This is a genomic window from Pseudomonas palmensis, assembly GCF_049942755.1.
In the GTDB taxonomy this organism is placed as follows: domain Bacteria; phylum Pseudomonadota; class Gammaproteobacteria; order Pseudomonadales; family Pseudomonadaceae; genus Aquipseudomonas; species Aquipseudomonas palmensis.
In genome coordinates, this window is record NZ_CP187958.1 from 5,171,067 (window position 1) to 5,193,824 (window position 22,758).

The 22,758-nt window shown below is 64.4% G+C and carries 9 protein-coding genes; 5 read left to right on the forward strand and 4 right to left on the reverse strand.

Going from position 1 to position 22,758, the window contains the following annotated elements:
- Window positions 1-47: 47 nt before the first annotated feature.
- On the forward strand, window positions 48-2,093 hold the full coding sequence (locus ACPRTJ_RS24000; protein WP_275732006.1) for a hypothetical protein: 2,046 nt from the start codon (window positions 48-50) through the stop codon (window positions 2,091-2,093).
- A 76-nt stretch (window positions 2,094-2,169) separates the two neighbouring features.
- Window positions 2,170-7,149: an RHS repeat-associated core domain-containing protein gene (locus ACPRTJ_RS24005; RefSeq protein WP_426427389.1), complete on the forward strand. Its 4,980-nt coding sequence runs from the start codon at window positions 2,170-2,172 to the stop codon at window positions 7,147-7,149.
- Between the two features lie 18 nt (window positions 7,150-7,167).
- Here ACPRTJ_RS24005 and ACPRTJ_RS24010 read toward each other — a convergent pair whose 3' ends face one another.
- From ACPRTJ_RS24010 to ACPRTJ_RS24020, 3 genes are all read right to left on the reverse strand, one after another.
- Entirely contained in the window at window positions 7,168-7,890 is a 723-nt protein-coding gene (locus tag ACPRTJ_RS24010) for a Crp/Fnr family transcriptional regulator (RefSeq protein WP_043862791.1), read from the reverse strand.
- Window positions 7,891-7,916: 26 nt separating this feature from the next.
- Complete coding sequence (locus tag ACPRTJ_RS24015) at window positions 7,917-16,508, reverse strand: GH36-type glycosyl hydrolase domain-containing protein (protein WP_426427390.1); 8,592 nt, start codon at window positions 16,506-16,508, stop codon at window positions 7,917-7,919.
- A gap of 211 nt (window positions 16,509-16,719) precedes the next feature.
- Complete coding sequence (locus ACPRTJ_RS24020; RefSeq protein WP_078480977.1) at window positions 16,720-17,616, reverse strand: LysR substrate-binding domain-containing protein; 897 nt, start codon at window positions 17,614-17,616, stop codon at window positions 16,720-16,722.
- A 159-nt stretch (window positions 17,617-17,775) separates the two neighbouring features.
- On the opposite strand from ACPRTJ_RS24020, the gene ydiJ reads away from it, so the two are divergent.
- The 3 genes from ydiJ (at window position 17,776) to ACPRTJ_RS24035 (ending at window position 22,065) form a co-directional block, all read left to right on the forward strand.
- On the forward strand, window positions 17,776-20,814 hold the full coding sequence (ydiJ, locus tag ACPRTJ_RS24025) for a D-2-hydroxyglutarate dehydrogenase YdiJ (RefSeq protein ID WP_275732000.1): 3,039 nt from the start codon (window positions 17,776-17,778) through the stop codon (window positions 20,812-20,814).
- Window positions 20,815-20,851: 37 nt separating this feature from the next.
- Window positions 20,852-21,571, forward strand: a complete 720-nt coding sequence (locus ACPRTJ_RS24030) for a TraX family protein (protein WP_043862795.1) — start codon at window positions 20,852-20,854, stop codon at window positions 21,569-21,571.
- Window positions 21,572-21,660: 89 nt separating this feature from the next.
- Window positions 21,661-22,065: a DUF2251 domain-containing protein gene (locus tag ACPRTJ_RS24035; RefSeq protein ID WP_229590104.1), complete on the forward strand. Its 405-nt coding sequence runs from the start codon at window positions 21,661-21,663 to the stop codon at window positions 22,063-22,065.
- Window positions 22,066-22,239: 174 nt separating this feature from the next.
- Here ACPRTJ_RS24035 and ACPRTJ_RS24040 read toward each other — a convergent pair whose 3' ends face one another.
- The gene (locus tag ACPRTJ_RS24040; RefSeq protein ID WP_058540192.1) at window positions 22,240-22,740 is read right to left on the reverse strand and encodes a DUF4019 domain-containing protein; all 501 of its coding nucleotides are present in this window, start codon (window positions 22,738-22,740) and stop codon (window positions 22,240-22,242) included.
- Window positions 22,741-22,758 lie beyond the last annotated feature (18 nt).

Here is a 22,758-nt window from a genome sequence, read left to right on the forward strand (position 1 = left end):
AGCACACTCCCGGCAACCCGTTCCACTCAACCGCAGGAAGCGACATCATGGCCCACGTTACAGACACTGCAGTTGCAACCTTGAGTTATTTTCTGATCGAGGCAGATGCGTTCAGAGGACAACAGAATGCCAAAGCACATCTGTTCGCGAATGGTCGTCAAAAATCAAAAGTGATCATAACCTTACAAGCCCGTAACTCGTATGGCGAAGTGGTACTGTTACCAGTTGGCGGCCTCGAGATAATTCCGTACACCACCGCGCCCGGGGGGTGGGTTTCTGGGACGCAGCCGCCCGAAACCGGGATACTGCCTTATGATGAAGGCACCGTCAGAAGTGGCAAGACTTCAAAAAAAAAACATACTGACAGCAATGACTATCAGACCTTTGTACGCTACCTGCATTTGGACCCCAGTGTTGATGCGCGCACGGTGTTCAAGTTTGCAGCCAGGATCAGAGTGCAAAGCAGAGTCTGGACGACCAACAATCTTGATGTCCCGTATGGTGGCCAAGGCGAAGGAGGGCGTTTCAATAGCAGCGTTCAGATAGAGGCTGTAGAACCAACGCAATACAGGGTAGGGCACGGGTTGGTCGTATCCAGGCCTGTGGTGGTGTTCCAGGGCGCCTCCTCAGAGGCCGGAGGGCGTGCGGCACGTGTCGAAAATACCTACGTTACATTGCAGAACCCACGAACCGCCAATGTCGTGAAGATCCACAGCATGCAACAACCCGCCTATGGATCGTCGCTCCACTTGAACAAGGCAACCTGCATCGGAGCCCCCAACAGCACGGCATCGACCCCCACGATCGTGGGCTCAACCGAAATGATGATGGCCTACTACGACCTTCTCAGCCCCCTGAGATCACCGCGTGACGCAATCTGTATTGCGGTGGGCATGATCGCCTACTTCAACGTCGTTCTGAAGAGACTCCAGCAAAGCTACACCTACGGCATGGATGTCTATGGCAACCGCTTCGATCTGTCGGTGCACCTGCATTCCGAAGACCCGAATGCAAGCAACCAGGCACCGTGGGGGTATACCTTGACCGTTGAAGGGGTGCCTCCCCGATCATTCGAGGCGCTTGCATCTTCGCGAGCTGCGCCACCATTGGGGAGTTGGCTGTCGCAGATACGTATGAGACTAGGCTCGCCAACGGGACACCTTTACCCGAATCTGCGCCAGCAGGTGGAAGTTGTAGTGGAAATACAGCCACGCACCAATCAGGACGTCTCCCAGCAAGAGCTCGACAGCGTGTGCCTGCTGCTACGCAACGATGACGGTACCTACACTGCGCTGCAGTGCGAGGATAACGGGCAAGCCCAATGGTTCTACAGGACGGTACGCAACGCCTACGACTACTACCCAGGCACGTCAGCACAGGCCAGCGCGCATGCAGCTTCAGAGGGCGAAGCACTTGCCGTCTACACCCGCCGGTTCTACGTGCATTCCCGTGCCCTTGCGGGCACCAATGTCACCCTTTGGGCGGGCATCATCCGCATACAGGGCGCTGAAGAGTACTTCTACGTCACGGACGGCAGCGAAACCAGTTTCGACGAGCACGTCGATATCAGCACAAAGCCCATCCCTGTGTTCGGCCTTGACGACTACAGCTTTGAGCGGGAACTGGTAGGCGGTGAGGGAAATTCCGATCTTTTCATCTGGGAATATGTGCTGAGCACCTGGGTGGCCTTGCGTGCCGTGGAACCTACGGGTTTCGGGATGATCCAGTGGGCCGTGCGTTCGCCCAGTGACACCCGGGCCTCCCACGTCGGCTACGCCGCCCCGGGCCACAGCGAGGTGTCCTACAACCCTCTGATCGAGCTGGGCGACGACTTCAGGCCAGTGCCCAGCGTGTCAAGGATACGCCCGCAGAGCGTCGTTGTGGTACTTCAGGGGGGCAACAACATACCGTTTCATAGCCAGTCCTCCCGAGAGCAAGGTGGCCCGCGCCCGCTGTTGTTCGTTGACGCGTATGGCAACGACCACACCTTGATGATCCATTACGCCGATACCTCTGCGTCCGGCTCACGCAGCCTGCGGCTGTCGCTGGCAACGGGTGCCGAAAGCCGGAGCGCCACGGATGACGAGGCCTGACGACGTTACCCGGCGCCTGCGCGCCGGCGCGCTCTACACCCAGGCGAGTAATTTTCTGAGCCATGTAAGCACCGGCGTGGACCCCAGAACCAGCCAGTTCACGCTGGCTTGCGAGCTGCCGGCACTGCACGCCAACCACCTTGCCGGGCCGGTCATTCAACCTGCGCTGCATTTCAGCCCACTGGGCTCGCACACCGACAGCGGGTATGGCCTCGGCTGGACGCTCGGGTTGTCCATGCTTGATTTCAATACCGGTCAGCTACGGATCAATTCGGGCGACACGTTCAAGTTCGATAGCGACCGTTCGGATTTGAGCAAGGGCGGGCAACTGGTGTTCGAAGACCAGAAGCTGTGTTCGTTCAAGGTGTTCACCGTTGACGACAGGGCTCGCTGCTTTCGCATCGACTACAAGGATGGCGTCTGCGAGTACCTCGAGGTCCAGGACAACAGCGGCATGGCCATGCTCAAGCAGATCGTTTCTGCCCAGGGGCGCCGCGCGTACCTTGAATGGCTTGCAGGCAGTGGCCCCTACCTGCTGTGGACCATCCGCGACGAGCAGCGTCTGTTGCTGGACGTCCAGCATGATAGGGATGAAACCCGCTTCGTGATGTTTCCGGGTTCTGACAGCACCACAGTCGTCACGCTGCTGCGAAGTGACCGGCTCAATGAGCTGATCCTGCCTGATGGCGGCAACCGCTGGGCCTTCACCTATTGGCAGGATCCGCAAAGCCGATTGCTGTTCCCGAGCAAGGTGCTGGGGCCGCTGGGCAGCACGGACGAAGTCGATTACGCCACGGGGAACAATGGGCTTCGGCTGCCACAGGGCGCGCCGCTGACCGCTTTGCCCAGGGTGTCCACGCATCGGCACGACCCCGGTGCGGCCCAGCCGGTGGCCTACACCACCTACGCCCTGATCGGCTCCAACAACTGCTTTGGCTACGGGGGTGTCTCGGCAGGTGAATGGGCAGACGGCAAGGACAACCTCTATCTTCTGCCACGTTATGACTATGGATGCCTGCAAACCCTGCACGACGAACAGGGGCGCAAGGTGCAAAGTGTCGAATACACCTGGAATCACTATCACCTGCAGACGCAGAAGTTGACCGTGCGCGGCGAGTGCAGGGTTTGCCAGCAGAGCGTGTACGCAGACGACCCTGCAGTGGGTTGGGACGACCAGCCGGCCTGGTGTCAGCTGCCGATTGCCCGCATTACCCGCTATGAAACCGGCAACCGGTTCAGGGAGGAACGCGACACGTGCGAATACGATGCCTATGGCAATGTACTGAACCAGCGATTCGCCGATGGGCGCAGCGAAAGCCGCGAATACTATCCGCTGGGTGGCGCGCAGGGCTGCCCGGATGACGGGGGAAGGTTCGTGCGCTGGCTCAAGCGCTTCACCACTACTGCCCCGGCACCCGATGCACGGTCGGCGGGTCATGTGGCGCACACCGACTATGCCTACGTCAGGCTGCACAAGCGCCAGGCAGAGGATCGACAGCACCTGGTGCTGGACAGCGAAGTGGCTCGGGAAGCGATTGATAGCGGGGAAGTTGAAACGGCCAGAATCCTGCAGCGTGTCGAGCAGGCAGCCGACAGCCCGTTCCATGGCCTACCGATATCCAGTGTCACGCTCTACAACGGCTACGCCGCCACCACGAATTTCCTGCGCACCTTCGAAGGCCCGTTGCTGTGCGAAACCCAGCAACGGATCAGCCATGACCACCTGGTAATCAGCTCATCGACCCTGCGCCACGTGCTGACGGGCCTGACCATCGAAGAACGCAACGAACACGGTACCGTGACCCGTTTTGACCACGACGCACTGGGCCGCACCATACGCCGCATAGAAAGCGCGAACACGCCGTATGCGACCAGCACCCGCTGTACCTACCAGCTGGTTGGCCTGCAGCGTGATCGAACGGTGTACGTCGAGCAGACCGACAGCAACGGCCAGCGCCTGCGTGTGGAGCTGGATGGTCAGGGACGCCCGGTGCGCGAACTGCTCGAGTTTCTGGACAGCCCCGGTGCCCCCCTGCGTGAAGTGCGCCGAGTGACCTACGACGTACAGGGCAATGTCACCAGTGAGACCTCGCAGGACTGGGCGGCCGCCCAGAACACCCCGTTTTGTAGCAGTACGGTGCTCACCGCCTACGATGACTGGGGCTCCGTGTGCCGGGTGCAGCATGCAGACGGCACGGTGGACCATACAAAGCACGACCCCATCCAGCGTACCCAAGTGTCCTGGCAACAGAGCGCCACGGGGGAGCAAGGGCCTCGCACCACGCTGTACCTGAATGCAAGCGGCAGTGTCGAACGTGTGGAGCTGCATGAGCCTGGGGGTGGCCCGTTGTTGCGCCGGGAGCGCTGGACACTCGATGCGCTTCAGCGTCCGGTAGCCCATACGATAGAGACGCCCGATGGCGAGCAGCGCACCACGTCCACCGTCTACGACCGTGACGGCCGGGTCGCGCAGCGTACCCTGCAAGACCACAGCCGCGTGAAATGGCGCTTCGCACCCCACAGCGATGGCGATGCCATAGCAACCCTTTCACTATGCACCGCAACCCGCGAGACGTTGCTGCTCAAGCAGGCCTTCGATGGCCTGGATCGCCCCCTGACGCGTGATTGCGGCGGGCAGCAGGAAACCCTGGCGTATGTGGGGCAGATTCCTCCCGAAGCACTCACACGCTCCAACGGCAGTGTCACGCACTTCGGCTATGAACCCGAGCTGGATTATCAGCTCAAGCGCATCGCACGGCCGAGCGAAAACAGTGAAAGTACCTTCACCTACAGCCCGCCCCACGGTCGCCTTACCCGGGCCACCGGCGGGCTGGGGCAGATAGATTGGGATTTCACCGCCTCGGGTGTGACCAGTGCCGAGCACTGGCACCATGCAGGCCAGCCCCATACCTGCGGCTGGCAGTATTCGTTGAACGGTCGCGTGCTGTCGTTTGCCGATGTACACGGCCAGATGACTTACTGCACCTACGATGCCGTGGGGCGTATCAGTGGCCAGCACTGCGGCCCGCTGGCCTTGCAACTGGGCTACGACGCATTCGGTCGGTTGGCGCAGACCCTCACCACCGACGGCCAGCACGGCCAGTCCCAGCAGCAGACCCTGACCTACGACCTCCTGGGCCGTGAGTGCACCCGGACATGGGTGTGCCATGGTATCTCGGGTATGCAGCGCTTTCGCCAGCGCTTGAGCTGGACCCAGCAGGATCAGGTGGCGACACGCACGTGGGAATCGCTGGAGGCGGAGCAGGCTACCTTGTTGAGCGAAGAGCACTACCGCTACGACGTGCGCAATCGCCTGGTCGAAGCCACCACGCAAGGGCCTCATCTGGTCACCGACCCCCGCACCGGGCAGCGCATTCGTCGCCAGACGTTCTGTTTCAATGCGCTCGACGGTTATGAACAGATCGACACCGAGTACGAGAATGGTCAATGCAACCACATGAGGTTCGCCTACGACAGCGATGTGGCTGCAGATCGTCCGGTTCAGATCACCCACAGCTGGCCGCAGGCTCTGATCATCGACCTTGAATACGACGCCGCTGGTCAACTGACAAGGGAGCGGCATGACGGACAACTGTGGCGGGCATTGTCCTGGGACAGCCAGGGGCACCTGACGCGCCGGGAGGACGGCACCAGTACCTGCGACTATGCGTATGACCCGCTGGGCCGTCTGATCGAGACCCGCGTCAATGGCACCACGAGCCACCGTTTTTATGACGGCCAGCGTATGGTCAACGAGCAGAGCGACCAGGGCTGGTTGACCTTGATGCGTGCCGGCAGCACCGTGTTCGCCCAGACCCTGCTGAGCCAGGCGGTACGCACGGTTATGATCAGCGCCAGCGATGGGCAAGGCAGCGTGCAGATTGAAACCGGCGAGAGCAATTGCTTTGTGGGTTACAGCGCACATGGCCTGGACAACGGCACCGCGCAAAGCCGGGTGGGCTACGCCGGTGAAGTGCGCGAAACCGACAGTCTGTTGTACATGCCCGGCAGCAACCGCCCTTACGACCCGTGCCTGTTCATGTTCCTCAGCCCCGACAGTGCAAGCCCCGATGGTGCGGGCGGCTTGAACCGCTATGCGTATTGCAGCGGCGACCCGGTCAACCGCGTTGACCCAGACGGGCATGCGTGGTGGAACTGGGTCGTGGCTGGTATCGGGCTGGTGATGGGGGCGATTGCAGTGGTCGTGACTGCCGGCACCGCAGCGCCTGCGGTAGGTGCGGCGTACACAGCTTTGCTCGGTGCCGGTGCGAGTACTGCAGGTGCTGCGGCAGGCGCTGTCGCGGCGGTGGCCACCACATCCATTGCAGGAGCCGTATCGGTGGCAGCGGTAGCGGTGGAAGCCATTGCCCTGGGTAGCGGAGCTGCGTCGATGGCGCTTGAGGCCAGTGGCAACGAAAAGGCTGCGGGCATTCTGGGCTGGATATCGTTCGGAACAGGCCTGGCTTCGTTAGGTATGTCGATTGGGTCGTCTGCGCCAAAAGTTGCCGCGAAGGCCAATCGCCTAGTGGGTGGCCTGCGCAATGGTCAACTGCTGAAAAGAAGCGCTTCGAAGTTTTCCAGCCTGCCGACTGTGACCACGCAACCCCTGAGTTCGGCACCGAAGGGGGCCTGGAAAAGCTTTTCGACGGGGCAGGATAAAATCATCTTCGGTAGCAACCGCCCCGTTGCAGGAAAAAACTTCAATACGCCCCTGAATTATTTCCGCCGTAGAACGAGTGTGAATGCCGTTCCACGGGAGATCTTGATTTTTTCGGGCTCTCACGGCGCACCCGATGGAGCCAACTGGGCCAGTAATGGCATCCGCAGATCAACCTTGATCAATTCAGATTTTTTCCTATCGGATACGGCGACCCATGGTGGCGCAGTGGGAGGAAGAGTGAGGGTAGTCGACCTCAAGGGAATGACGGAGGTGGAGTTTGGCCGCTACCTGAACAATAACGATAGCCATGTGATTCTCGGCTTTTGCTTTGGAATAAATGATCAGGCATTGAGGTTCTACAAGAACCTGGCACCGGTGACGAGTTACGTACCGTAGGGTATTGGGTATGGAAAACTAGGTACGTAACGGCAAATAGGGCAACAGGCGTTGGGTTTCACTGCGCACCACCGCATAGCATTCACAACTCAGTCGTTCCAGCTGCGGCCGATCGAGCACCTTGATGTGCCCGCGGCTGTACTCGATCACCCCCAGGCGCTGCAACTTGCCGGCCGCATCGGTGACGCCTTCGCGGCGCACGCCCAGCATGTTGGCGATCAGCTCCTGGGTCATGTTCAGCTCGTTACCGGTCAGGCGGTCCAGCGACAGCAGCAGCCAGCGGCACAACTGCTGATCGATCGAGTGGTGGCGATTGCACACGGCGGTCTGTGCCATCTGGGTGATCAGCGACTGGGTGTAGCGCAACATCAGCAGCAACAGCTCGCCATGGCGGTCGAACTCGTCCTTGAGCCGCTGGCCCGGCAAGCGCCAGGCAAGCCCGGCACTTTGCACCACGGCACGGTTGGAGGTGCTTTCGCCGCCCATGAACACCGCAATGCCCACCAGCCCCTCATTGCCCACCACGCAGATCTCCGCCGAGGCGCCGTTTTCCATGACATACAGCAGCGAAACGATGGCATCGGTGGGAAAGTACACATGCGTCAGCCTGTCGCCCGGCTCGTAGATCACCTTGCCCAGCGGCAAGGCAACCTGCTCAAGGTGCGGCAGCAGCCGCTCGCGTACCGGGTCGGGCAGGGCGGCGAGCAGATGGTTCTGCCCGCTGGCTGGATCATGGGACATGGGGCCGGCATCCATAGGGTAAGGCCCTAGGGTACTCCCTTTAGCAAGGGTAACGTCGCGGTTGCCGATGCAGCGCACAGCAAGGTGACCTGATGCTCGGCGCCATCATCGACCAGCGACAGGCTTGTGCCGTCGATCACCCCGCCATCCAGGCTCAGCACCTGTACGGCCTGTGTGCCCCGGTGCACATCGATGTGATAAACGCTGGCGCCATACCGGTACTGCAGGCTGAAGCCCGACCATTCTGGCGGCAGCAGCGGTTGCAGCAGCAGGGTGTTGCCCTGGCGCTCCACCCCCAGCAGCGATTCGACGATCAGCCGGTACATCCATCCGGCCGCACCGGTGTACCAGCTCCAGCCGCCGCGCCCGGCATGGGGCGCCACACCGTAGACATCCGCCGCCATCACGTAGGGCTCCACCTTGTAGGTTTCGATGCGGGTGGCATGGCCCTGGCTCTGGGGGCTGATCATGCGCATCAGTTCCCAGGCGCGGGCGCCGTCGCCCAGGCGGGCGAACGCCATGCTCGCCCACACGGCGGCGTGGGTGTACTGGCCACCGTTTTCACGAACCCCCGGTACATAGCCCTTGATGTAGCCGGGGTCGAGCGTGCCCTTGTCGAACGGCGGGTCCAGCAGCAGCACGATGCCGATATCACGCCGCACCAGGTGGCGGTCCAGCGATGCCATGGCACTGCGGCAGTGATCCATGGGCGCGGCGCCCGACAGCACCGACCAGCTCTGGGCGATGGAGTCGATGCGGCACTCCTGGTTGCTGGCCGACCCCAGGGGCTGGCCATTGTCGAAATACGCACGCCGGTACCAGGCGCCGTCCCAGGCATGGGCCTGCAGATTGCTGCGCAGCCGCCGCGCCTGCTCGCCGCAGCGCTGGGCAAAGCGGGCATCGCCATGCAACTGCGCCGTTTCGGCGAACCGACGCAGTACCTCGTGGGCGAAAAAGCCCAGCCATACGCTTTCGCCTATGCCGTGCTCACCCACCTTGTTCATGCCGTCGTTCCAGTCGCCGCTGCCCATCAACGGCAAGCCGTGGGCCCCGACGCAAAGGCCGTGCTCCAGCGCGCGCTGGCAATGCTGGTAGAGGGGCTCTTGCAGGGGCGAATGACCGGGCAGGTCGTAGTAGGACTCCTCGCCGTTGTTGAGTGCGCGACCGTCCAGATAGCCGACGGGCTCGTTCAGCACCGCAGTGTCACCAGTGATCTGCACATAGCGGCTGGTGGCCAGGGCCAGCCAGAGCATGTCGTCGCTGCAACGGGTTCGCACGCCGCGATCCATCGGCGGGTGCCACCAGTGCTGCACGTCGCCCTGCACGTACTGGTGGCGGGCACACAGCAGCAGGTGGGCGCGGCTGCTGGCAGGGTCGGCGTGCACCATGGCCATGCTGTCCTGCAACTGGTCCCTGAAGCCAAATGCACCGCCGGACTGGTAATAGCCGCTGCGGGCATGGAAGCGACAGGCAATCACCTGGTACATCAGCCAGCCGTTGACCAGCACGTCCAGCGCAGGCTCCGGGGTGTGGATGCGCAGGCTGCCCAGGATGGTGCGCCAGTGCTGCGTGACCCGCGCCAGTTCGACGTTGGCGGCGCGTACGCCGCGGTACTGCTGCACCCGCCGGGTGGCGGCCTTGGCGTCCTGCTCGGCGCCCAGGCGGAACACCACTTCGCGGCTTTCACCAGGCGCCAGCTCGACGCTTACCTGCAGCGCACCACAGGGGTCCATGCCGCCGCCGAGGCGCCCCGAAAGGCGCGCCCGGCGCAGGGCTGCCGGGTCGGCCAGGGTACCGTTGCGCCCCAGAAACTCGACCCGGTCGCCACTGAGGCCGGCCTGGGGCCAGTCGCAGTCCAGAAACCCCACGCGACCCGAGAATTCGATGGAGTAGGCGTTGCGCGCAAACAGTGCGCCACTGAACGGGTCGGCTTCGGTGACGACGTGCATGGCCGACTTGCTGCGCAAGTCCCCCAGCACCCATTCCACGTAGCAGGTCGCTGACAGGCGTCGCGCACGATCGCCGGTGTTGCGCAGCACCAGGCGCGAGAATTTGACCGGCGCATCCAGCGCCACGAACACCCACAGCTCACTGTGTATGGCGTCCTGCACATGCTCGAACACGCTGTAGCCAAAGCCGTGGCGGGTTCGGTAGGCGCCGCTGCCCGGGCAGGGCGCCGGGGTCGGCGACCAGACCTGCCCGGAATCTTCGTCGCGCAGGTACAGCACTTCGCCGCCGGGGTCGCTGACCGGGTCATTGTGCCAGGGGCTCAAACGGTACTCGTGGGCGTTTTCGTACCAGCTGTAGGCACCGCCGGTTTCCGAGACGATGCTGCCGAACCCGGGGTTGGCCAGCACGTTGACCCAGGGCGCCGGGGTCGGCTGGCCCGGGCGATGATTGATGATGTATTCACTGCCGTCGGCGCTGAAGCCGCCGTAGGCGTTGCCCAGCGTGGGCGCCATGGCCAGCGGCTGCAGCGTGTAGCCGGCACTCTGCGGCCCTTGCAGCAGGCTGGGGGTGAACGGCGCCAGGGCCGGCTCGATGCGCCGCCGGTGGACCTGCTCGGCCAGGCTGCCATGGCTGTCGTTGAGTATCAGGCGTGCCACCGAGCGCATCAGCGTGCGGTCTTCGCTGGACAGCTGCTGCGCAGGACGCACGAAGATGCCGCCGGGGCGGTCCAGCAGGGCCGCTTCGACCCCGGAGGTCACCAGGCCCATGATCAGGTCCTGCAGTTGCTGGCGGTAGCCGGCCTGGTCTTCGTTCCAGATCACCAGGTCCACCACCAGGCCTTTCTGGCGCCAGTAGGCATGGGCCTGGACCATCTGCTGTACCAGCTCGATGTTGGCCGGGTCGGCGATCTGCACCAGCACGATGGGCAGGTCCCCGGAGATCGCCTGGCCCCACAGCCCCGACTGGCTGCGCCGATTGCTGGCCAGCACGGCGCTTTCGGCGCGCAATGCAGGGTTGGCATACAGCACCGAGGCCGCCATCTGCTCGAACAGCCGGGCATCGGCCATCGAGGTGTTGAGCTGGCGCAGCAGCACCTGGCTGTGGGTCCAGGCCAGGTCGAACACCCGGTCGGCCAGGTGCCGGTCGCGGTATTTGTCGATCAGGTGCAGGCAGGCCTCGCGGCTGTCGGCCACCCCGGTGACCAGGTCGATGGTGGCGCTCTGGCCAGGCTCCAGGCTGATACGGCAGCGGATGGCCACGACCGGGTCGAGCACCGCACCGGCAGTGCCGGACAGCTGCTCGCAGGTGTCAGTCAGCGCGGCCGGCGCCTGCAGGGTGCGGCCGCGGCCGATGAAGCGGGCACGGTCGGTTTCGTAGGAGATCTGCTCGATGTCCGCCCCGTGGGCTGCCAGCAGGTGGCACATCCACGGCACGGCTTCGTCACTGGCACGCGGACGCCGGCTGCACAGAATCGCCTGCAGCGGTCGCACCAGCTCGGTTTGCACGAACAGCTTGCTGAACGCCGGGTGCAGCGCATCGCTGATGGCCGAGGCCAGCACCACTTCGGCGTAGCTGGTCAGCTCCAGGGTGCGACGGGTACGGGCGCGGTTGGTCAGGTGCAGGCGACGCAGCTCGATATCGTCCTCGGGGGACACCACGATCTCGGTGTGGCAGTCGAAGTTGAACTCGCGCACGCGAAACTCGGCGCGGGCATCGGTGAACACGGTTTCCTGGCTGTGCGCGCGATGCTGGGTGGGCTGGTAGGTCGTGGACCAGAAATGCCCGCTGGCCACGTCGCGCAGGTAACAGAAGGTGCCAAGGCTGTCGCTGGCGATGTCTTCGCGCCAGCGCGTCACCGCCATGTCGTTGCAGCGGCTGTAGCCGCCACCGGCATTGCTGACCATGACGTGGTAGCGCCCGTTGGACAGCAGTTGCACGGCCGGCCGACGACGGTCCGGGTCGGTGAACACGCGCAGCTTGGTTTCATTGCCCTGGCTGGCATCGTCGACGGTAGGCGCCTGGGCTGCATGCAGGTATTGCGTGGCGCGTTTGGGCACGCGCTCCTGCAGCAGCAGGGCACAGGCCTGGAAGGCCGGCTCGGCGGCAAAGCGCCGCTGCATGGGCTGGCCCAGCAGCAGCGAGGTCAGGGCCAGCAGGCTCATGCCCTGGTGGTGTGCCATGAACGAGCGCACCACGGCGGCATCCGTTCCAGGGGGCAGGCGTGCCGGGGTGTAGTCGACCGCCTCGTACAGCCCGAACCGCCCGGCCACCCCCTGCCTGGCCAGGCGCCGCAGGTTGTGGCAGGCGGCCGCGGGCGCGACCATCAGTGCCAGGGCACTGGCGTAGGGCGCGACCACGTTGTCCTCGCCCAGGCCACGCTTGAGGCCCAGCCCCGGCACGCCGAAGGCGCGGTACTGGTAGTTCAAGTGCGCATCGACGGTGTTGTAGCCGGACTCCGAAACGCCCCAGGGCGTGCCCAGCTGGCTGGCATGCTCGATCTGGCGGGTGACGGCCGCGTGGCAGGTCTGGTCGAGCAGTGTGCCTTCGTAGCTGGGCATCACCAGCATCGGCATCAGGTACTCGAACATCGAGCCGGACCACGACAGCAGCACCGGCACCCCGGCATTGCTGGTCAGCAGGCGCCCCAGGGCAAACCAGCTTTCCTGCGGCACCTGGCCCTGGGCGACGACCACGAAACTGGTCAGGCGAACTTCGGACGCCAGCAGGTCGTAGAAGGCGCTGTCCAGGCGTCGCTCATCGACGTTGTAGCCGATTACGAACAACTCGCGGCGGGCATCGTAGAGAAAGCCGAAGTCCATGTCGGCCATGGCCTCGACGCGCTGGGCAAGCTGCGCCGCCTGCTGCATGCGCTGGCGGGCCAGGGCCTGTACCTGCAGCACCTGCGGGCGATCGGCAGCGCACCACTGCTCGGCGTCCAGCCGCGCCAGGTCGCGCCAGCAACCGGTCGGCGGCCGCGTGCCCGGTTCGTTGGTGGCAGGCAGGGCAAAACGCAGCAGTTCGTCGCGCTGCTCGGTGCACTGACGTTGCAGGCTGTCGAACCAGAAGCGCGCGTCCGGATCGTCGGCGGGCGCCGGCAGGTCGAGTGCGTCCTGCAGCAGCTGCGCCAGATCGTGTGGCTGAGGTGCCAGCAGACGCCGGCATAACGCCTGTACCTCGGTGGCGGGCAGGCCGGCATTGGTCAGGGCCTGGCCGAAGACTTCCAGGGTATCGAGCAACCCCTGGGCCTGGCGCGGGTCATCCAGCGGTGTGTCGGCCAGGCCCAGCAGGCCGGGCTTCAAGGTCAGCAGCAGACCGGCGAGATTGCCGCTGTCCACCGTGGAGACGTACAGCGGTGGCAGGGGTTTCAGGGTGAGGGTGTCGTACCAGTTGTAGAAGTGGCGCTGGTGACGCTCCAGCCCGTCCATGCTGTCGAGCATGGACTGCAGGCGCTCGAGCAGCCGCCCGCCGCCCAGGTAGCCAAAATCGTGGGCGGCCAGGTGGGCCAGCAAGGCCATGCCCATGTTGGTGGGCGAGGTGCGGTGGGCAATGCGGGCAACCGGCAGTTCCTGCACGTTGTCGGGGGGCAGCCAGTGGTCGTCGGGGCCGACGTATTGCTCGAAAAACGCCCATGTCTGGCGCGCAAGGTTGCGCAGAAAGCGCAGGTCTTCGGCAGTGGGGTCGAAGTGCGCGCGCGGGGAGGGGCGGCTGATCCACCAGGCCAGTGCCGGGCTGGCCAGCCACGCCAGCAGCAAGGGCGCCGCCAGGGCCAGGGTCATGGGGCTGGGCAGCAGGCACAGGCCCACGACCAGGGCCAGTAGCGGGGCGCTGCACATGCTGCGGTACAGAGCCCCCAGGCGATTGACACTGGTGCGTTCGACTTCCCGTGACGGGCTCCATTGCAACAGGCGCTGCTTGCTGACCAGCATGCGCCACAGCGTGCGCACGATGGCGTCAAGGCTGTAGTAGACCTCGTACGGCAGCCAGGCCAGGTGCAGGCCGGCGCGCGCGAAATGCAGGGCGCAGCCGCGCAGCGCTGCCCACAGGTGCTGCGCAAGGGGTACGTCGACAGGCTTGCGCAGCATCTCCAGCAGGGTGCCGAGCACCGCGTGGGTCAATACCAGCAACAGCGCGGCAAGGGTCCACAGCCCGGGCCGGCCCGAGGCCAGCCAGCCCCACAGCAACAGGCACAGCAATGCACCGGGCTCCAGGCTGCGGCGCAGGTTGTCGAACAGCTTCCAGCGGGCCAGGGCATCCAGCCGGTTGCGCGCATAGGTGCCGCCAGCGGTGGGCGCCCAGGGCAGCACCCACGGCAGCAGTTGCCAGTCCCCGCGAATCCAGCGGTGGCGGCGCTTGACGTCGGCGCTGTAGCGGGCCGGGTACTCTTCGAACACCTGAACATCGCTGAGCAACCCGCTGCGGGCGTAGCAGCCCTCGATCAGGTCGTGGCTGAGGATGCGGTTGTCCGGCAGGCAGCCTTGCAGCGCCTGCTCGAACGCATCCACGTCGTAGATACCCTTGCCGATGAACGAGCCTTGTTCGAACAGGTCCTGGTACACGTCCGACACTGCGCGGGTGTACGGGTCGACGCCGGCGTCGCTGCCGAACAGTCGCGCATACAGCGAGCGCGCCGCGCTGGGCAGGCTGATGCCGACCCGCGGTTGCAGGATGGCGTAACCGCTGCCGGCCTGGGCGCGGTTGAGCGGGTGCTGCATGGCCCCGACGAACTGGCGGGCCGCATTGCGCGGCAGCTGGGTGTCGGTGTCCAGGGTGATGACGTAACGTACCGCCTCCAGCACCTGGACATCCCCCACCTGCAACATGAAGCGCCCCTGACCGTGCCCGCGCAGCAGTGCATTGAGATCGGCCAGCTTGCCACGCTTGCGTTCCACGCCCATCCATACCTGCTCGGCGGGGTTCCAGCGCCGCGGACGGTGCAGCAGCACGAAGCGCGCATCGTTCGGGTACTTGTGGTTCAGGCCCTCGATCAGGCTGGCGGCCAGGGCCATCAGCGCGGCGTCTTCAGGCAGGGTTTCGCTGGGCGCATCGAGAAAATCGGTCAGCAGGGCAAAGTGCAGGTAATCGTCACGATTGGCCAGAAAGCGCACTTCCAGCCCCTCTGCCAACTCCTCGATATCGGCGGCATTGGCCATCAGCGTGGGCACCACCACCAAAGTACGCGCCTCAGCGGGCAGGCCCTCGCTGAAATCCAGGCGCGGCAGCAGGCGGGGCGTCACGCTCAGGGTCACCAGCCAGTTGACCAGGTCGATGGCCAGGCGGCTGGTCATCACCAGCGTGGGCAGGGCCAGCGCAAGCAGCACTGCCAGTGGCCAGCCATCGCGCAGCGTGGTGTACAGCAGCGGTGCGCTCAGGCCCAGCGTGAGCAGCGCCACCGGGCCGAGGAAGAACGTGAGTGGCGCGCGATGCAGCAGGCGCCGCCAACGCTCGCCCAGCGCCACGCCGGCGTGCACGCGGCGCTCGAGCTGCGCTCGCCCGGCGCCGACCAGGTAGAACCCCACATGGGTGGTGGCGCTGGCGTGTGGCAGCGGGCTGGGCGCACCGGCGGCCAGTTCGACGGCGGCGCGGGCGATTGCCGCCTGCGACTGTGCGCTGTGCCGGGACAGGCGTTCGATGACATGCCGGTAATGATCGCGGCTGGCGAAGTCCATGGCTGGGTAGATGCCGGCAGGATCGCTGCGCAGCACCCGTTCGACGTGGCTCATGTGCTCGACGAATTCGCGCCAGTCGCTGGTGGCGAGCAGGCGCAGGCTGGCAATGCTGTTGCTGACCGAGACCTGGTCGGCTGCCTGCTGCTGGGCATCGAGCTGCACCTGACGCTCGATGCTCAGGCCGGATTCGGCGAGCATCTGCTCCACCCAGGTCAGCGGCTGGATCAGCGCGGCGCTCTGGCCTTGCAGGCGGCGTGCGAGCTCGGCGACGAAGGCGGCGGTCATCGGCGGCTGCGAGCGCGCCATGTCGGCCAGCACCAGCACCACGCTCTTGGCGTCGCGCCCGGCGGTCTCGCGCAGGCGGTCGGCCCAGTCGTTGGCCAGGTTGCGGTCGGCCCAGCTGGCCATGACCCGCGAGGCGACCCGGCGCAGGTTTTCGATCAGCGCCAGGCGCAGCATGATCGGAATGGCCCACAGCTCGCCCAGCGCCAGGGAGGTGACGCTCTGGTAGGCCTCGACGAAGTGGCTCAGGCTGTCCACGTCGACGCGCCCATCGCCATGGGCGATGGTTTCCAGGGCGATGTCATACACCCGCGGCAGCCCGCTGGACACGCCGTTGGCCAGGCGTGGCAGCTCGCGGCTGTAGCCTTTGGGCAGGTGGGTCTTGGCGATGCGGATGTGTTCTTCGACCAGGTAGTAGTTGTCCAGCAGCCATTCGGCCGCCGGCGTGACCCGTCGCGCGGTGGGCTGTTCGGCGATCAGCACCGCGCAGCTGCTGGCCAGGGTCCGTTCGTTGTCGGCCAGCCGTGCCAGCAGGGTGTCATTGCCGCTGCGGGGGCTGAGGGCGTGGTGCTGGGCCAGAAAGGTGCCGTGGGCGGCCATCTGCTCGGCGCTGAACAGTTCGGAGCGCAGGATGGCTTCGTATTCGAACTTGCGGGGTGTGGTGCGCCAAAGGCCTGCGTTGCGCAGGCTGGCGCGTGCACGGCTCCAGTAATTATCCATAAAGGCCTGTAGGTGCTCGCGTCGCGGGGTCTGGCCCCCAGTGTGGCGACGCATGGCGCAGGCGTCTGTTCGCTAGCGAACACAGTGGGCTTTGTGCCCGGCAACCGGTAGGCGCTGGCCATGCCAGCGAAGGGGCAGCGCGCACCTTGCGGCAACGGCGTCGGTGCCTTCGCCGGCAAGGCCGGCTCCTACATGGCGCCGGTAACGTCGCTCAGCTGTCGGGAAACTCGACCGACAGCAGCCACTGGGTGAACGCCTGCAGCGCTGGCAACTGCTGATAGCGCGTGGCGTAGGTGAGGTAGTAGCCACGCCCGCTGTCCACCGGCTCGAACAACGCCACCAACTCGCCGCTGGCGATCTCGTCCTGCACCAGAATGCGTGGCACCAGCCCGATGCCGATACCGGCCACCGCCGCCTGGATCAGGTGGGCAGTCAGCTCGAAGCCCGGCCCCATGCGCATGGCCCGGTGCTGCAGGCCGTTCTGTTCGAACCAGTCGGCCCAGGCATGGGGGCGTGACACCACGCTGAGCAGGGCCTGCTGCGAGATGTCCGCCGGCGTCAGGCTGGCATAGCCGGGCAGGGCGCCAGGGCTGGCCACCACCACCAGCGTCTCGGACAGCAGCCGATGCGCCACATGGCCGGGCCAATGCCCGGTGCCGACACTTATGAAGGCGTGCATCTGATCCTTGTCCTGCTCGGCCGGGGCAATGCGCGAATGCATGTGCACCAGCACGCCGGGGTGGCGGCGGTAGAAGTCATTCATGCGCGGCAGCAGCCACTTGGAGCCGAACGTGGGCAGCACCGCCAGGTGCAGCGGCCCGTCGCCGGCCTTGTGGGCGATGGTCTGCAGCGTCGCGTTGCGAATGCGGGCCAGGGCCGCGGCCAGCTCGTGATGATACAGGGCGCCGGCGGCGGTGAGCTCGATATGCCGGCCCACGCGGCTGAACAGCGCCACCTCCAGTTGCGCCTCCAGCGCCTGCACCTGGCGACTGACCGCACTCTGGGTCAGCGCCAGTTCTTCGGCCGCCTTGGTGAAGCTGCCATGGCGCGCCGAGGCCTCAAACGCGATAAGCACCGACATGGAAGGGGTGAGTCGTCTTGGATTCATTCATAAAGCTCATGCAAAAGTCACACGAAATTCAGTTGTAGGCCCGCGCCGCACACGGGAACATAGCCCCATAAAGCATGCGGCAGACCTTGCCTGGCTGCCAAGCATACGTGTTTTGAATGTGACGCTGCGTCATATATCGCCTCAGGATCCCTTGTCATGATTGCTCTGCTTGCCCCCGACCGTGTCCCCGCCAGCCATTACCAGCGTTTTCTCGATGCACTGCAGAGCGAGGGCTTCAGGGGCGAGGTCGCGCGCGACATGGGCCTGCGTACCGTGCTGGCCACCGACAACTCCATCTACCAGCGCCTGCCCCAGGCGGCCGTGTTCCCCCGTGACGCGCAGGATGTCGAGTTGCTGGCACGCCTGGTCGCCCAGCCGCAGCATCGCTCGGTGGTGCTCACGCCGCGTGGCGGCGGTACCGGTACCAATGGCCAGTCGTTGACCGACGGGATCATCGTCGACCTGTCGCGGCACATGAACAACATCCTCGAGATCAACGTCGAGCAGCGCTGGGTGCGGGTGCAGAGCGGGGTGGTCAAGGACCAGCTGAACGCCGCGCTCAAGCCCCACGGCCTGTTCTTCGCGCCGGAACTGTCCACCTCCAACCGTGCCACCGTGGGCGGCATGATCAACACCGATGCCAGCGGGCAGGGCAGTTGCACCTATGGCAAGACCCGCGACCACGTGCTCGAACTGAGCACCGTGCTGCTGGGCGGCGCTCGCCTGGACACCGCACCGATCGACAACCCGCAGTTGCAGGCCTGTACCGCCCGTACCGACAAGGTCGGCGAAGTCTATCGCTGCGCCCAGGCCATTGCCGACGGCAAGGCGGCGCTGATCGAGGCGATCTTCCCCAATCTCAACCGCTGCCTGACCGGCTACGACCTGGCGCACCTGCGCGAAACCCCGGACACCTTCAACCTCAACAGCGTGCTGTGCGGTTCGGAAGGCTCGCTGGGCTTCATCGTCGAGGCCAGGCTCAATGTGCTGCCCATCCCCAAACACTCGATCCTGGTCAACGTGCAGTACGCGGCGTTCATGGATGCACTGCGCGACGCCAAGGCGCTGATGGCGCACAGCCCGCTGTCGATCGAGACGGTGGACTCCAAGGTTTTGATGCTGGCGATGAAGGACATCGTGTGGCACGGCGTGGCCCAGTACTTCCCGCCGCACCCCGACACCCAGACCCTGGGCATCAACCTGATCGAGTTCAGCGGCGACGACCTGGATGCCCTTGAACAGACCGTCGACGCCTTCATCCAGCACCTGCAGCGTGACACCTCGGTGGTGCGCCTGGGCCATACCCTGGCGGTGGGTGCCCAGGCGGTGAACCAGGTGTACACCATGCGCAAGCGCTCGGTCGGTCTGCTGGGCAACGTGCAGGGCGAGGCACGCCCGCAGCCCTTTGTGGAAGACACCGCCGTGCCGCCGGAGAACCTTGCCGACTACATCTTCGAGTTTCGCGCCTTGCTCGACAGCCACGGCCTGCAGTACGGCATGTTCGGCCATGTGGATGCCGGCGTGCTGCACGTGCGGCCGATCCTGGACATGAAGGACCCGGCCCAGGCCCAGCTGATCCGGCCGATTTCCGACGCGGTCGCGGCGCTTACGCACAAGTACGGGGGCCTGCTGTGGGGCGAGCACGGCAAGGGCCTGCGCTCGCAGTACGTGCCGGATTTCTTCGGTGAGCTGTACCCGGCGCTGCAGGACCTCAAGGCCGCGTTTGACCCGTTCAACCAGCTCAACCCTGGCAAGATCGCCACCCCGTCGAGCGTGCCGGCGGCGCGCCTGACCGAGGTGGACGCGGTAACCCTGCGCGGCGACCTGGACCGCACCATCGACGAGCGCGTGTGGCAACACTATGAAAGCGCCGTGCACTGCAACGGCAACGGCGCGTGCTACAACTTCGACCCCAACGACGCCATGTGCCCGTCGTGGAAGGCCACGCGCAACCGCATCCACTCGCCCAAGGGCCGTGCCTCGCTGATTCGCGAATGGCTGCGCCGCCAGGGCGAGGCGGGGGTGGACGTGCTGAACCTGGCGGGAGCGGGCAGGGTAACCGGTGTAGCGCAGCGCACCTGGAACTCCCTGGCGCGCCTTGTTGGGCGCAAGGACTTCTCACATGAGGTGTACGAGGCGATGTCCGGTTGCCTGGCGTGCAAGTCGTGCGCAGGGCAATGCCCGATCAAGGTCAACGTACCGGAATTTCGCTCGCGCTTTCTGGAGCTGTACCACAGTCGTTACCTGCGCCCGATGAAGGACTACCTGATCGGCTCGCTGGAGTTCAGCATCCCGCACCTGGCGCGCTTGCCGCGACTGTACAACGCGATCATGGCCGCCACACCGGTGCGCTACGCGCTGCAGCACATGGCTGGCATGGTCGACAGCCCGCTGCTGAGCACCCATGACTTCGAAGCCGAGTGCAAGCGCTGGAACGTCAAGCAGGCAAGTGTGGGCGCCCTGGCCGCGTTGTCCGACGAACAACGCAAGCGCAGCGTGATCCTGGTGCAGGACGCCTTCACTCGCTTCTTCGAAACGCCTCTGGCAGCCCAGTGGCTGGAGCTGATCAGCCGCCTCGGCTACCAGGTGTACCTGGCACCGTTTGCCCCCAATGGCAAGCCGTTGCAGGTGCAGGGCTTTCTAGGTGCGTTCGCCAAGGCTGCGCAGTTCAACGCCAAGTCGCTGCTGCTGTTGCAGGCCTCGGGCGTACCCCTGGTGGGCCTGGACCCGGCGATGACCCTGGTGTATCGCCAGGAATACCGCAAGACCCTGGGCAACGACGGTGCCCCGACCGTGGCTTTGCCACAGGAGTGGCTGGCGTCGGTGCTGCCCGAATCGGCAGCGGTGGTCGACGAAGAGGTCTACCAGTTCCTGCCGCACTGCACCGAAAAGACCAACGAGCCGGCGGCGATCGCGCTGTGGCAGAAGGTGTTCGAGCGCATGGGGCTCAAGCTTCAGGTGCTTGCGAGCGGTTGCTGCGGGATGTCCGGTACCTATGGTCACGAGACCCGCAACGTGGCCACCTCCGCGATCATCTACCAGCAGTCCTGGCAACCGATCGTGGCCCGGCATGGGCAGGGTGGCCGGTTGCTGGCCGATGGTTATTCGTGCCGCAGCCAGGTCAAGCGCCAGGAGGGGCAGGGGTTGCAGCACCCGCTTGAGGTGTTGCTGGCGCGGGTAGCCCGTCAAGTGTGATGATGGCCTGGCCTTCCATTGACCCAAACGAGGAGCCATGACTGTAGCGACACGGCGCGATATCCCGCTGGACCTGATCAAGTGGCTGGCCATGCTGACCATGCTGTTGGATCATCTGCGCCTGTTGTGGCCCGACGCCCACGCCCTGTTCATACCCGGACGGCTGGCGTTCCCGCTGTTCTGCCTGGCGATCGCCGCCAACGTCGCGCGTTCGCGCCCTGGCCAGTTGCTCAGCCAAAGCAACACGCGCTACCTGGGCTGGATGCTGGTGTTCAGCGTGATATCCGAAGGGGTGTACCGCCCCATCAGTGCGCTGGGCACCCTCAATGTGATGTTCACCCTGACCCTAGGGCTGCTGATTGCCTGGGGCTTTCAGCATCGCAACACGCTCAGTGCTGCCTTGGCCGTGGGCGCCGCTGTCGCGGCCGCCTGGCTGGACGAGAGGCTGATGTACGGATTTCTCGGCTGCCTGCTGCCGGCGGCCCTGCTGTTGGCCATCAAGCGGCCGGGGCCGATATGGCTGGTGCCGGCCTTGCTCAGCGTGGCGGTCAATACCCGCAGCAGTTTGTGGGCGAGGGCGATGGAAGTGGACGCCTACTCACTGGCCGTACTCGGCACCGCGTTCCTTGCACCGCTGTTCGGCCTGTGGCTGTTACGCATGCCTCTCACCACCGGCATCTGGCCGGTACGCCATTGGGCGTACTGGTTCTACCCGGTGCATCTTGGCGCGCTGCAGGTCATACGCAAACTTATGTGAGTGCCGGGCCTTGCGTTGCACTTGCGAGTACTGCGCAAGGCTAGGCATCATTCGCGCCTTCTTTTTATTCGGTGACAAGGACCGTTCGCATGCCCATCTACCTCGCAGCAGAGCAGGAACTCATCGTAGGCCAAGCCACTGTAATCGAGGCGCCCGCACAGGAGGGGGCCTTTGTTGTGGTGTTCGAGGACGACGAGGAGACCGGCTACTTCTATGCACTTGACACCACCGCTACCGATAATCCGATTCAGGATGCGTTGCACATCTACAACGTGGACGAGGTAACTGATCGGCAAAAGCCTTCGACAGTGAAGGTCGGCTGGTCCATGGACCATAGCAAGGCGGTACTGCTGATCAACGATCGCCCTCATGCGGTGTTTGATTTCACGGGCAAGCAGGGCTATTGCCATACCGCATTTCCACCACCTGTGGGTAACGGCTGGTCGGAGCAGGGCCATGAGTGGAATGACGATGTGCTGAAATTGTTTGCCTGATGAGGCAGCAATTTGACCAGGAGGGGGCAGGGTACAGGTAGGCGTGACCAGCTGCTTTCCACATTTCAATATAACTCAACTAAATAGTCCTTTAGTTGAGTTATAAGAAAAGGCTAGTTTAGCGGGGAGCAGGGGCACCCTTGAACCGCTGCGAATCCAACCTCACGAACGCTACTAGAAGAGCCGCATTTTTGCAGCAACTTCGACGGTTTTACTGAGGTTGTAGCCAACAACGCGCCACTGTTCGTTTTCTTCAGCCAGCAGCACAGCCTCGGTGACGGTGAGGTTCGAAAAGGCCGATTGGGTCTGAACTGCAGCGTAATGCCCAGGCGGCGCATCAGGCAGCTGTTTGGTGAAGGTGATCTGTGCTCGATCACGTTGCTTCAGCTCGCCCAGGCCCATGCGCAACGTCCCGATGCCTTTTACCCAGTTCGACTCGGTCGTGGTTGCCTTGAGCGCGGAGCCCGCTGTGGCCCAGGTCATGTCGGTTCTTCCGGCATCGAGCAACATCAGGAACTGCACAGCGGTATCGACCACCAGGCGTTGCTGTTGCGCAGAGCCTGGATCGGATACTACGACTGCGGACGCCTGTGTACCGCTGGCGTTTGTGTTGAATGAAACATCGCAACCGGCAATCAGTAACAGGCTGCTTAGAACGGCGAAACATTGCTTCATGCAAAAACCTCGAAGGTT

What these genes read in the sequence shown, in the direction of transcription:
- ACPRTJ_RS24000 (WP_275732006.1), top strand. Translation starts at nt 48, where the DNA reads ATGGCCCACGTTACAGACACTGCAGTTGCAACCTTGAGTTATTTTCTG.
- ACPRTJ_RS24010 (WP_043862791.1), bottom strand. Translation starts at nt 7,890, where the DNA reads ATGTCCCATGATCCAGCCAGCGGGCAGAACCATCTGCTCGCCGCCCTG.
- ACPRTJ_RS24015 (WP_426427390.1), bottom strand. Translation starts at nt 16,508, where the DNA reads ATGGATAATTACTGGAGCCGTGCACGCGCCAGCCTGCGCAACGCAGGC.
- ACPRTJ_RS24020 (WP_078480977.1), bottom strand. Translation starts at nt 17,616, where the DNA reads ATGAATCCAAGACGACTCACCCCTTCCATGTCGGTGCTTATCGCGTTT.
- ydiJ (WP_275732000.1), top strand. Translation starts at nt 17,776, where the DNA reads ATGATTGCTCTGCTTGCCCCCGACCGTGTCCCCGCCAGCCATTACCAG.
- ACPRTJ_RS24030 (WP_043862795.1), top strand. Translation starts at nt 20,852, where the DNA reads ATGACTGTAGCGACACGGCGCGATATCCCGCTGGACCTGATCAAGTGG.
- ACPRTJ_RS24035 (WP_229590104.1), top strand. Translation starts at nt 21,661, where the DNA reads ATGCCCATCTACCTCGCAGCAGAGCAGGAACTCATCGTAGGCCAAGCC.
- ACPRTJ_RS24040 (WP_058540192.1), bottom strand. Translation starts at nt 22,740, where the DNA reads ATGAAGCAATGTTTCGCCGTTCTAAGCAGCCTGTTACTGATTGCCGGT.